The sequence below is a fragment of the Streptomyces sp. NPDC057099 genome (assembly GCF_042671245.1).
Lineage (GTDB): Bacteria > Actinomycetota > Actinomycetes > Streptomycetales > Streptomycetaceae > Streptomyces > Streptomyces purpurascens.
This window is the reverse complement of record NZ_JBHUTX010000042.1, coordinates 60,151-71,703: the sequence shown is the minus strand read 5'-3', so window position 1 is coordinate 71,703 and position 11,553 is coordinate 60,151. Positions and strand designations below refer to the sequence as shown.

Annotated in this window: 12 protein-coding genes; 5 read left to right on the top strand and 7 right to left on the bottom strand. The window is 71.3% G+C overall.

Going from position 1 to position 11,553, the window contains the following annotated elements; all coding sequences use genetic code 11:
• Positions 1-39: 39 nt before the first annotated feature.
• Entirely contained in the window at positions 40-735 is a 696-nt protein-coding gene (locus tag ACFT4A_RS33675; protein ID WP_382837859.1) for a DUF6215 domain-containing protein, read from the bottom strand.
• A 161-nt stretch (positions 736-896) separates the two neighbouring features.
• Between ACFT4A_RS33675 and argC the strand changes: the two genes are divergently transcribed.
• From argC to ACFT4A_RS33650, 5 genes are read left to right on the top strand one after another with little or no spacing between them, the layout of a single operon-like run.
• Positions 897-1,925 (top strand): N-acetyl-gamma-glutamyl-phosphate reductase, encoded by a 1,029-nt coding sequence (gene argC, locus ACFT4A_RS33670; RefSeq protein WP_382837856.1) that lies wholly within the window; start codon positions 897-899, stop codon positions 1,923-1,925.
• On the top strand, positions 1,922-3,073 hold the full coding sequence (gene argJ / locus ACFT4A_RS33665; RefSeq protein WP_382837854.1) for a bifunctional glutamate N-acetyltransferase/amino-acid acetyltransferase ArgJ: 1,152 nt from the start codon (positions 1,922-1,924) through the stop codon (positions 3,071-3,073). Before argC ends, argJ begins: the two co-directional genes overlap by 4 nt.
• The gene (gene argB, locus ACFT4A_RS33660) at positions 3,070-3,978 is read left to right on the top strand and encodes an acetylglutamate kinase (RefSeq protein WP_382837852.1); all 909 of its coding nucleotides are present in this window, start codon (positions 3,070-3,072) and stop codon (positions 3,976-3,978) included. Before argJ ends, argB begins: the two co-directional genes overlap by 4 nt.
• Positions 3,975-5,174 (top strand): acetylornithine transaminase, encoded by a 1,200-nt coding sequence (locus ACFT4A_RS33655; RefSeq protein WP_382837848.1) that lies wholly within the window; start codon positions 3,975-3,977, stop codon positions 5,172-5,174. The genes argB and ACFT4A_RS33655 overlap by 4 nt, the downstream gene beginning before the upstream one ends.
• Positions 5,175-5,181: 7 nt before the next feature.
• Complete coding sequence (locus tag ACFT4A_RS33650; RefSeq protein ID WP_382837845.1) at positions 5,182-5,730, top strand: arginine repressor; 549 nt, start codon at positions 5,182-5,184, stop codon at positions 5,728-5,730.
• 84 nt (positions 5,731-5,814) lie between these two features.
• Here the strand turns inward: ACFT4A_RS33650 and ACFT4A_RS33645 are convergent, their stop codons facing one another.
• The 6 genes from ACFT4A_RS33645 to ACFT4A_RS33620 all read right to left on the bottom strand — a co-directional run bounded on the left by ACFT4A_RS33645 (position 5,815) and on the right by ACFT4A_RS33620 (position 11,329).
• On the bottom strand, positions 5,815-6,618 hold the full coding sequence (locus tag ACFT4A_RS33645; RefSeq protein WP_382837843.1) for an FAD:protein FMN transferase: 804 nt from the start codon (positions 6,616-6,618) through the stop codon (positions 5,815-5,817).
• Positions 6,611-7,378, bottom strand: coding sequence for an FMN-binding protein (locus tag ACFT4A_RS33640; RefSeq protein WP_382837841.1), 768 nt, complete (start codon positions 7,376-7,378; stop codon positions 6,611-6,613). The genes ACFT4A_RS33645 and ACFT4A_RS33640 overlap by 8 nt, the downstream gene beginning before the upstream one ends.
• Before the next feature lie 40 nt (positions 7,379-7,418).
• Positions 7,419-8,801: a ferric reductase-like transmembrane domain-containing protein gene (locus tag ACFT4A_RS33635; RefSeq protein WP_382837838.1), complete on the bottom strand. Its 1,383-nt coding sequence runs from the start codon at positions 8,799-8,801 to the stop codon at positions 7,419-7,421.
• Between the two features lie 136 nt (positions 8,802-8,937).
• Positions 8,938-9,636, bottom strand: coding sequence for a L,D-transpeptidase (locus ACFT4A_RS33630; protein ID WP_382837835.1), 699 nt, complete (start codon positions 9,634-9,636; stop codon positions 8,938-8,940).
• A gap of 3 nt (positions 9,637-9,639) precedes the next feature.
• Positions 9,640-10,227: a pyridoxamine 5'-phosphate oxidase family protein gene (locus tag ACFT4A_RS33625; protein WP_382837833.1), complete on the bottom strand. Its 588-nt coding sequence runs from the start codon at positions 10,225-10,227 to the stop codon at positions 9,640-9,642.
• 163 nt (positions 10,228-10,390) lie between these two features.
• The gene (locus ACFT4A_RS33620) at positions 10,391-11,329 is read right to left on the bottom strand and encodes a hypothetical protein (RefSeq protein ID WP_382837830.1); all 939 of its coding nucleotides are present in this window, start codon (positions 11,327-11,329) and stop codon (positions 10,391-10,393) included.
• Between the last annotated feature and the right edge of the window lie 224 nt (positions 11,330-11,553).

Below are 11,553 nucleotides of genomic sequence, written 5' to 3'. Positions count from 1 at the left end.
GGGCGGCGGCCCACGCCCGGCCCTCACCTGCCGGGCCGGTCATTCGGCGGGGGCCCATCCCCGGACGGTCGGCAGCACCTTCTCGGCGACCCGGAGGAGCACCGCGTCGTCCGGCACCATCCCGTCCGCGCGCCACAGCGTCACATCCAGGGAACCGCCGCTGTCCTTCGCGTCCCGGGCCACGGTGAGCGCCCGCGCCGGGACACCGGGGCCGCTCTCGCTGTCGCTCCCGTCGAGGCGGAAGCGGATGCTGATGGTGCGGTCCGAGTAGAGAACCGCCGGACGGCCCAGCATCGTCCGCTGTCGTGCCTCCGCCCCGAGCGACGCCGCGGATCCGGCCACCGGACGGCCGTCGTAGGTGGCCGCCAGCGTCACCGTGTAGGTCTCGAACTCGACCTGCGACGAGGGCGTGGCGATCTTCCCGAAGGCGCTGTCGCTGCCGCTCGCGGTCTTCGCGGTCTCGGTGGGGGTGCCCAGCAGAGCCCCGAGGTCGGAACGGTTCAGCGCCTCGCACAGCTCGACTCCGGAGAGGTGCTTACCCTTCGGCGGCTCGGTCTCCCCGTCCGAGCAGGTGGCAGGTCGAGGCTCGCTGGTCCCGGCGTTGGTCCCGGCCATCTCGTTCTGCGCCCACAGACCGGCGCCGAGCGCCCCCATCACCACCACCGCCGCGAGCGCCTGCCCCCATGCTTGGGCGCCGCTGATGTGCGTGCCGCCTTGTTCGGTTATGTCCCCCACCCGCCAAGATCCCCTGATAAGTGCCGGGGGACCTTAACCTGTGGTCATGGTCCCGACAAAGCAGGTTTGCGGGGCCGCCGGCCGGGGTCCGCGGACCACTGCCGGGGATTGCATAAACGTGCAGCGCAACGTATAGTCATGCCCTCTAAGGAGGAGGTTCCATGGCGGTACGTGCGGCAGTGGCCGGAGCGAGTGGATACGCGGGCGGGGAACTGCTGCGTCTGCTGCTGGCCCACCCCGAGGTGGAGATCGGCGCCCTCACCGGCAACTCCAACGCGGGGCAGAAACTCGGTGCGCTCCAACCGCACCTGCTGCCCCTGGCCGGGCGAGTGCTCCAGGAGACCACCCCCGAGGTCCTCGCCGGTCACGACGTCGTCTTCCTCGCACTGCCGCACGGGCAGTCCGCCGCCGTCGCCGAGCAGCTGGGCCCGGACGTGCTGGTGGTCGACATGGGCGCGGACTTCCGGCTGACGGACGCCGCCGCCTGGGAGAAGTTCTACGGCTCGCCGCACGCCGGAACCTGGCCCTACGGCCTTCCCGAACTGCCGGGTGCCCGCGCTGCGCTGGAGGGGTCCAAGCGCATCGCGGTGCCCGGTTGCTACCCGACCGCCGTCTCCCTGGCCCTCTTCCCGGCCTACGCCGCCGGACTCGCCGGGAACGAGGCCGTGATCGTCGCCGCCTCCGGCACGTCCGGCGCGGGCAAGGCGCCCAAGCCCCACCTGCTGGGCAGCGAGGTCATGGGGTCGATGACCCCGTACGGCGTCGGCGGCGGGCACCGGCACACGCCCGAGATCACCCAGAACCTCAGCGCCGCCGCCGGTGAGCCGGTCACCGTGTCCTTCACGCCCACCTTGGCGCCGATGCCGCGCGGCATCCTCGCCACCTGCAGTGCCGCCGCGCAGGAGGGCGTCACGGCCGAGTCCGTGCGCGCCGCCTACGAGAAGGCCTACGCCGACGAGCCCTTCGTGCACCTGCTCCCCGAGGGACAGTGGCCCGCCACGGCGTCCGTCTACGGTTCGAACGCCGTTCAGGTGCAGGTCGCGTACGACGCGGCCGCCGGACGGATCATCGTGATCAGCGCCATCGACAATCTCACCAAGGGCACCGCGGGCGGTGCCGTCCAGAGCATGAACATCGCCCTCGGTCTCGACGAGGCCACGGGACTGACGACGATCGGAGTCGCGCCGTGAGTGTGACGGCAGCACAGGGGTTCACGGCGGCCGGGATCGCCGCCGGGATCAAGGAGAACGGCAACCCCGACCTGGCCCTCGTGGTCAACACCGGCCCCCGCCGCGCCGCCGCCGGTGTCTTCACCGCCAACCGTGTGAAGGCCGCGCCGGTCCTGTGGTCCGAGCAGGTGCTGAAGAGCGGTCAGGTGTCCGCCGTCGTCCTCAACTCCGGTGGCGCCAACGCCTGTACGGGTCCGAAGGGCTTCCAGGACGCGCATGCCACGGCCGAGAAGGCGGCCGAGGTGCTCGGCCGGGGCGCCATCGAGGTCGCCGTCTGCTCGACCGGCCTCATCGGCCTCCTCCTGCCGATGGACAAGCTGCTCCCCGGCGTCGAGACGGCCGCCGCCCAGCTCTCCGAGCACGGCGGTGAGAAGGCCGCGATCGCCATCAAGACCACCGACACCGTCCACAAGACGTCCGTCGTCACCAAGGCCGGCTGGACCGTCGGCGGCATGGCCAAGGGCGCGGGCATGCTCGCCCCCGGCCTCGCCACCATGCTCGTCGTGCTCACCACCGACGCGGACCTGGACGACGAGGTCCTGGACAAGGCCCTGCGCGCGGCCACCCGGACGACCTTCGACCGGGTCGACTCCGACGGCTGCATGTCCACCAACGACACCGTGCTGCTGCTCGCCTCCGGCTCCGCCGGCGTGACCCCCGGGTACGAGGAGTTCGCCGAGGCCGTACGGCAGGTCTGCGACGACCTCGGCCAGCAGCTCATCCGGGACGCCGAGGGCGCCAGCAAGGACATCAAGGTCGAGGTGATCAACGCCGCGACGGAGGACGACGCCGTCGAGGTGGGCCGCTCCATCGCCCGCAACAACCTCCTCAAGTGCGCCATCCACGGCGAGGACCCCAACTGGGGCCGCGTGCTCTCCGCGATCGGCACGACGTCCGCCGCCTTCGAGCCGGACCGGCTGAACGTCGCCATCAACGGCGTCTGGGTCTGCAAGAACGGCGGCGTCGGCGAGGACCGCGACAAGGTCGACATGCGCTACCGCGAGGTGCACATCGTCGCCGACCTCGCCGCCGGCTCCGAGACCGCCACCATCTGGACCAACGACCTCACCGCCGACTACGTCCACGAGAACAGCGCCTACTCGTCATGAGCATCACGCGTAAGCACACCGCCCTGCCCAAGGCGCAGATCCTCATCGAGGCGCTGCCCTGGCTGGTCCGGCACAACGGCAAGACGGTCGTCATCAAGTTCGGCGGCAACGCCATGATCGACGAGGACCTGAAGGCCGCCTTCGCCCAGGACGTGGTGTTCCTGCACCACGCCGGCCTCAAGCCCGTCGTCGTGCACGGCGGCGGCCCGCAGATCAGCGCCGCCCTCGACCAGCACGGCATCGTCAGCGAGTTCAAGGCGGGCCTCAGGGTGACCACCGAGGACGCCATGGACGTCGTCCGCATGGTGCTGGCCGGTCAGGTCCAGCGGGAGCTGGTCGGGCTGCTCAACGAGCACGGCCCGCTGGCCGTCGGCCTCACCGGCGAGGACGCCCACACCATCTCCGCCACCAAGCACCAGCCCGAGATCGACGGCGAACTCGTCGACATCGGCCGGGTCGGCGAGATCACCGCGATCGACACGGGCGCCATCGAGGCCCTGATCGCCGACGGCCGGATCCCGGTCGTCTCCTCGATCGCCCGCTCCCAGGACGATGGACATGTCTACAACGTCAATGCTGATACGGCGGCTGCGGCACTCGCTGCTGCACTAGGCGCCGAAACCCTCATGGTCCTCACGGACGTCGAGGGACTCTACGAGGACTGGCCGAACAGCGACGAGGTGATCAGCCGCCTCACCGCCTCCGAACTGGAGCGGCTGCTGCCCGACCTGTCCTCCGGCATGGTGCCGAAGATGGAGGGCTGTCTGCACGCCGTACGCGGCGGCGTCACCACCGCCCGCGTCATCGACGGCCGGGTCCAGCACTCGATCCTGCTGGAGATCTTCACCGACGAGGGCATCGGCACGATGGTCGTGCCCGACGAGCAAGAGGGGGATGCCGTATGACCGCCCATCAGGAGTACGCCGAGCGGTGGCAAGGCGCGCTCATGAACAACTACGGCACCCCGCTGCTGCCCCTGGCACGCGGCGAGGGCACCCGTGTCTGGGACGCCGACGGCACCTCCTACCTCGACTTCGTCGGCGGCATCGCGACCAATGCCCTCGGCCACGCCCACCCGGCGATCGTCGAGGCCGTGACCCGGCAGATCGGCTCCCTCGGCCACGTCTCCAACTTCTTCATGGCCGAGCCCACCGTCGCCCTCGCCGAGCGGCTGCTCCGCCTCTTCGGCCGGGACGGCAGGGTCTTCTTCTGCAACTCCGGCGCCGAGGCCAACGAGGCCGCGTTCAAGATCGGCCGGCTGACCGGGCGGACCCATGTGGTGGCCACCGAGGGCGCCTTCCACGGGCGGACCATGGGCGCCCTGGCGATGACCGGCCAGCCCGGCAAGCGGGAGCCGTTCCTGCCGCTGCCCGGCGACGTCACCCACGTCCCCTTCGGCGACGCGCAGGCCCTGGCCGCCGCGGTGACCGAGGAGACCGCGCTCGTCATCATCGAGCCGATCCAGGGCGAGCTGGGCGTCGTCGTCCCGCCCGCCGGCTATCTCAAGGCCGCCCGTGCCATCACCGCCTCGACCGGGGCGCTCCTCGTCCTCGACGAGGTGCAGACCGGCATCGGCCGGACCGGGAACTGGTTCGAGTACCAGGCCCACGAGGGGGTCCTGCCCGACATCGTCACCCTCGCCAAGCAGCTCGGCGGCGGGCTGCCGCTGGGCGCGACCGTCGCCTTCGGGCGGGCCGCGGAGCTGCTCCAGCCCGGGCACCACGGCACGACGTTCGGCGGGAACCCCGTCGCCTGCGCGGCCGGGCTCGCCGTCCTCGACACCATCGAGAACGAGGGGTTGCTGGACAACGTCAAGCGGCAGAGCGCGGCGTTGCGGGACGGGATCGAAGGCCTCGGCCACGAGTTGATCGATTTTGTCCGGGGCGCGGGCCTACTCCTGGGTATCGTGCTCTCCGAGCCTCTCGCGCCCCAGGTGCGCCAGGCGGCTCAGGAGGCCGGATTCCTGGTGAACGTGCCCGCCCCGGACGTCGTCAGGCTGATGCCGCCGCTGAACCTCGGCGACGACGAGGTGGACGCCTTCCTCGGGGCGCTGCCCGGCATCCTCCAGGCAGTGCGCGGGGACGGACGATCCGGAGAATGAGACGACGATGAGCCAGGCGCAGGAGCACGAGCACGAGCAGGGGGCGAACGGGCCCGCCGTGCCGCAGACCCGCACCGCACGCCACCGCCGGATCGTGGACATCCTCAACCGGCAGCCGGTGCGGTCGCAGAGCCAGCTGGCGAAGCTGCTCGCCGACGACGGGCTGAGCGTCACGCAGGCGACGCTCAGCCGGGACCTGGACGAGCTGAACGCGGTGAAGATCCGCAACACCGACGGTGACCTGATCTACGCGGTGCCCAGCGAGGGCGGCTTCCGTACGCCCCGTGCGCCGCTGGGCGGGTCGGCGAAGGAGGAGCGGATGCGGCGGCTGTCGCAGGAACTGCTCATCTCCGCGGAGGCTTCGGCGAATCTCGTGGTGTTGCGTACGCCGCCGGGGGCCGCGCAGTTCCTGGCCTCGGCGATCGACCAGGCCGAGCTGCACTACATCCTGGGGACGATCGCCGGTGACGACACGTTGCTGCTGATCAGCCGGGAGCCGGATGGGGGGCAGGCGCTGGCGGAGCATTTGCTGAGGTTGGCGCAGAACGGGCACTGAGCTCCGCAGGGGTGGCCGTTCTTGTCGTGTGCGGGTGGGCTGTGGTTGCTCGCGCAGTTCCCCGCGCCCCTAAGAAGGTCAGTCTCACCCCAGCCGCGCCGCCAACCCCCCGGTACAGCGCACCTCGTCACCCGCCGTGATCAGCAAGGCCTCGACATCCGGCAGGGACTCCAGCCACGCCAGCCCCTCCCGCGACCCCATCGCGAACGCCGCCGTGGCCCAGCAGTCCGCCCAGGTCAGTCGGGGCCCGACCACCGTCACGGCGACGAGATCGGTCACGGCGGAATGCCCCGTACGCGGGTCGAGGATGTGCGCGCCCCGCTCCGCCGTACCGGACGTGGCCACGGACAGTTCGTCCACCCCGGCCGCCGAGACGACGGCCGCGAGACCCCCCGGCCGCAACGGGTCCGACACACCCACCCGCCACGGCCGCTGCGACCCCGGCGCCCCGAGCAACTGCACGTCGCCGCCGCCGTTGACGCTCACGCCGCACACCCCCGGCACCGCCGACAGCGCCCGGGCGGCCCGCTCGACCGCCCAGCCCTTGACGATGCCGGTCGGGTCGAGACGGCCCTGGTACGACGTGCTGAACCAGCCGTCGCTCAGCCGCTCCGCCTCGGCCGCCAGTTCCAGGACCTCGGCGACCTCGGGATCGCACTCGGCGACGGTCAGTTCACCGCGTTGCAGCCGGGCGATCTGGCTGTCCTCGCGGTAGGTGCTGAACACCTCGTCGACGCGGTGCAGTCCGGCGACGGCCTCGTCCAGGGCCGCGCGTACGGCGGCCGGTTCCCCGCCGCGGACGTCGAGGGAGAAGACGGTCCCCATCGTCTCTTCCACATGACGTACCGCGGCGGGAGCCTGTGCGGGGTCGGCCACCGTGTCAGCCACCGGCCTGGTCCAGCGCCGACTGGAGGGACTGCTTGTAGCCCGCGCTGGTGTAGGTGGCTCCGGAGACGGCGTCGATCTGCGCGTTCCCGGCCGCCACGGCGGCCTGGTTGAGGCGGGGGACGGAGGAGGAGGTGATCTGGTCGCTGCGTCCGCCCTTGGGGGCCTGGACCGCCTCGGCTTTGGTGATCTTCCCGCCCGCGACGGTGATACGGACCTGGACGGGACCGTACTGCGTCTGCGCGGCGGTGCCCGTGACCGTCTTGGCCTGGGCGCTGCCCGCCCCGGAGCCCTGTCCGGAGCCCTGCGAGGCGCCGCCGCCTCCTGCCGGAGCCTTGTCCAGCGCGGACTGGAGCGACTTCTTGTAGCCGGCGCTGGTGTAGGTGGCGCCCGAGACCGCGTCGATCTGCGCGTTCCCGGCGGCGACCGCGGCCTGGTTGAGGCGGGGGACCGAGCTGGCGGTGATCTGGTCGCTGCGTCCGCCCTTGGGGGCCTGGACCGCCTCGGCCTGAGTGATCTTTCCGCCGCTCATGGTCAGACGGACCTGGACCGGGCCGTACTCCGTCTGCTGCGCGTCACCGGTGACGGCGCCGTTCACGCCGCCCTGCGGCGCCTGCCCGGCCGCCGCGGGCGGGACCTGGCCGCCGGCCGCCTGGGCACCGCCCGGGTCGGAGGCCGGCTTCATGGACAGCAGCAGCACGATTCCGGAGACGGTGGCTGCGCCGGCGAGCACGGCGCGCCGGAGGGGGTGACTCTTCCTCATCGTTTCTCAAGCTCCTGAAGGGCCGTTGATGTCCCGTCGCTCACATCTCGAACGACTCGTGATGGATACGGCGGGCGGGGACTCCCGCGCCGCGCAGTGCTTCGTAGACCGACTGCGCGAAGCCGGGCGGCCCGCACATGAAGACGTCGTGGTCGTCGACGTCGGGGATCTTCCGCTGGAGGGACTCAGCTGAGATGTCGGGGCGCTCCCCGTCGGGGCTGTTGACCGCGTACATCAGCCGCGCGCCGCGCTCGTCGGCGATCTTGGCCAGCTCGCCCCACAGCGCCAGGTCCTGGGTGGTGTTGGCCCGGTAGAGAAGGGTGATGTCGCCGGACGCGCCCGGCAGCGTCTCGAACAGGGCCCGCATCGGGGTGATGCCGACACCGCCCGCGACCAGCAGCACCTTGCCGCGGCTGCGCCGCTGCGCGGTCATCGCGCCGTAGGGGCCCTCGGCCCACACCTTGGTGCCGGGCTGGAGCTCGCGCAGCCGGGACGTGTGGTCGCCGATCGCCTTGACGGTGATCCGCAGCATGTCCGGGCGGGGCGCCGCCGACAGGGAGTACGGGTGCGAACTGAAGCGCATGCCGGGCGCCTTGAACCGCCAGCGGAAGAAGTGCCCGGCCTCCGCGCCCATCCGGTGCAGCTTGCGCCCGCCGATCAGCACGGACACGATCCCCGGGGTCTCCTCGATGACCGCCTCGACCCGCATACGGTGCCGCAGGTTCAGCCGGATCGGGGTGAGGATCCGGTACCAGAGCACCAGCGCGGTCACCACGCCGTACAGCCCGTACCAGAAGGTCTTCGCGGCCGGTTCGACGGCGAACTCGTTGCCGGTCGTGATCTGGTGCCAGAACGTCATGTACACCGACGCGTAGGTGAGCAGGTGCACGTGGTACCAGGTGTCGTACCCGATCAGTCGGCGCACCCCGCCGATCGAGAGGATCCCGATGACGAACAGCAGACCCGTGCCGATGGCGGCCTTGCCCATGTCCGGCAGCTGGTTGATGGAATCGGTGGTCTGCTGGACGATGTCGCCGAGCCCCTTGCCCGCCTGCAGGGCGTAGCCCCACATGGTCAGGAAGACATGGGCGAGGACCAGGCAGAGCGTGTAGCGGCCGGTCATGGCGTGCCAGCGGGCGACCCGGTCGGTGCCCACCCGGCGCTCCAGCGCGGGCACCCGGGCCATCTGGAGCACCACCAGCGCCATCAGGTAGCCGGCGAGCAGGCCCGTGATCCGGCCGGCGGCCAGGATCTTGCTCGCGTTGTCCGCGAGGGACGGTGTGTTGTCCCACCACAGCCACAGCACGGCCGCGGCTCCCGCCCACAGGGCGATCAGCAGCGGGACGGCCGGGGAGCGGCGCGGGCGGATGCGGCGCATCGTCTGGCGACGGGCGGCACGGCCGCCTGCGAGCGTGGTGGTCACGGTTCCTCCGTGGGGACTTGACCCTTGGCCCACAGATACGTGCCGGGGCGCGGGAGTGTTCAGCCGTGCACCGAGTCATGTGCGGACGGGAGTGACCAGCGGTAACCCGCATGCGTGCCCGCGCGGCGTTCCCGCCTCAGTAGCGGGTGACGGCGGTGGTCCCGCTCTTCGTCCCGACCGCGATGTGGGGACGCTTCGCCGGATCGGCCCAGGTGAGGATCCGCCGCATCGCTTCCCTCGGCACGGAGACGCAGCCGGCCGTCGCTCCCCGCCCGTTCACATGCAGGAAGATGCCCGCGCCACGCCCCCGGACGGGACGCTCGTAGTTGAAGTCGACGACGAGCGCGTGCGCGTACTGAGCCCGGTAGGTGATCAGCTGCTCGGACTCGGCGGCCCGGCAGTCGGCCGCGCGGGGCTCGGTCCAGCGGTTGTAGGAGCGGGAGTCGTTGTCCTGGCACCACCAGGAGTCCCGGTGCACCCGGCGGTAGCTGTACGCCGTCCCGCGCGGTGCCGCCTTGATGCCGAAGGCGTACGGCAGTCCGTACAGGCCCGTCGGTGTCGTGTTCGTGCCCTGCTTGCGGGCGGCGTCCTCGGTGAGTCCGTTCGCTCCGAAGCGGGCGGGCGCGGAGCCGGTCCTCACCCACCGCCCGCCCCTGAGGTCCCACCAGGTGACCGTGCCCTTGGTGGAGGCCCGCTTCGGGGCCACCGCGGTGATCAGCTGGGTGCCGCCGCCGGTGTCCGCCATCCGCTCCGGCAGGGGCACTGCCCGGACGGGCTGCCCGGCGCCGAGCATCAGGAGGGAGGAGACGGCGAGGGTGACGGCACCGGGGCGCATGTCTCAGACCGTAGAGGGAGGCAGCGGCAACGGCAGCCCGGGTAGTCCGTCCAGGCTGGTCGCGATGTGCTCCTTCTTGGTGAAGTAGGCGTCGAGCGAGGTGTCGTCCTCGCGTGCGAAACGCTTGGCGTGCAGATCGCGCTCCGCCTCGTACTCCATGAAGGGCACCGCGTAGCCGCAGGTGTCGCGGACGAGTTCGGCCGTCACGACGATGATCGCGCGCAGGCCGTGCTGGGCCGGGTCGATGTCCGGGAAGCGGGCGAGGAGTTCCCGGAAGCGCGGGTCGTCGCGGAAGACCGGCTCGCCCCGCCCGTGCACACGGACGATGTTGGGCGGGCCCTGGAAGGCGCACCACATCAGGGTGATCCGCCCGTTCTCCCGCAGATGGGCGATCGTCTCGGCGTTGGAGCCTGCGAAGTCGAGGTAGGCGACGGTGTGCTCGTCGAGCACCGCGAAGGAGCCCTTGAGGCCCTTGGGCGAGAGGTTGACCGTGCCGTCGGTGGACAGGGGAGCGGTGGCGGTGAAGAAGACCGGCTGCGCCTCGATGAACGAGCGGAGCCGGCCTTCTATGCGCTCATGAGTCTTTCCCATGCCAAACGATTATGGGCGCAGGTCTTTCGACTGTCTAAGGAATTGCGGGCGACGGGCTGAGCGATCACGGGATCCGGTCACCTCTGCCGGATCCCGAACTCAGGCGCCTGCCCGTGGCCGCCCCGGCCGGCGCTCACTCGGGGCGGCCACGGTGCCTGTCACCTCACTGGTTGAGCTGGCAGGCGGCGAAGGCCTCGAGGCCCTCGGGCTTCTCGGCGGCGCGGCCGATGGCGGTCTCGATGCGGTTGAGGGCGGCGACGCGCTTGTCCTCCAGCGGGCCGAGGATGGCGTTCTGGACGAAGTTGGGTCCGCCCTGGCCGACGGTGTCGACGAGGCGCTTGTTGGCCTCCGCGACCTGGGTGTCCAGCTGCGCCAGGTTGCGGTCGACCTCGGCCTGCGCGGAGGCGGGGATCGCGGGCAGCTCGCCGGTGACGTCCGGGCAGCTGATCGCGCCGGCCCCGGCGTTCCCCGCCTCGCCCGCACCCGCGCCCGCGTCCTCGCCGGCACCCGCTTCCTCGCCGGCCTCGGCGCCCGCACCCGCTTCCGCACCGGCACCGGCCTCGGCACCCGCTTCCGCACCGGCCTCCGCACCGGCACCGGCCTCTTCACCCGCGCCCGCCTCGCCTCCCGCTGCCTCGCCCGCCCCGGCGCCGCCGTCGGCGTTGAGCTGGCAGGCGGCGAAGGCCTCAAGGCCTTCGGGCTTCTCGGCGGCGCGGCCGATGGCGGTCTCGATGCGGTTGAGGGCGGCGACGCGCTTGTCCTCCAGCGGGCCGAGGATGGCGTTCTGGACGAAGTTGGGTCCGCCCTGGCCGACCGTGTCGACGAGGCGCTTGTTGGCCTCCTCGATCTGGGTGTTCAGCTGGGCGAGGTTGCTGTCGACCTCCGCCTGCGCCGAAGCGGGCACCGCGGGCAGCTGCCCGGTGACGTCCGGGCACGAGATGGTGCCGGGACCGGCCAGCGTCCGGGCGTTCGTCCCACCGCTCGCGGGCGTCTCCCCGGCGAGGGCGAAGCCGGCGATCACCGTGCCGGACAGTGCCACCGCGGCGGCGCCGCCGATGAACGCGACGCGACGCTTGTTGTACTTCGGAAGAGCCCTGGACATGCGGATGCCTCACTAGGGGTCGGGGGACGGGGGTGTCCTCGGTGTGCTGAAACGCGGCGCCTGCGTTCGGCGAGAGGTACGGGTAAGCGGTTTCCCGCGTTCAAAGGATCTTCAAATTCTTCTCGGCCTGACCAAAAACCGCTTCTCGCCCCGAGTTCGGGTGCACCGCCGGATTGACGAATCATGCAGTGCTCTGCATACTCATGCAGGTCAGTATTCGCAGT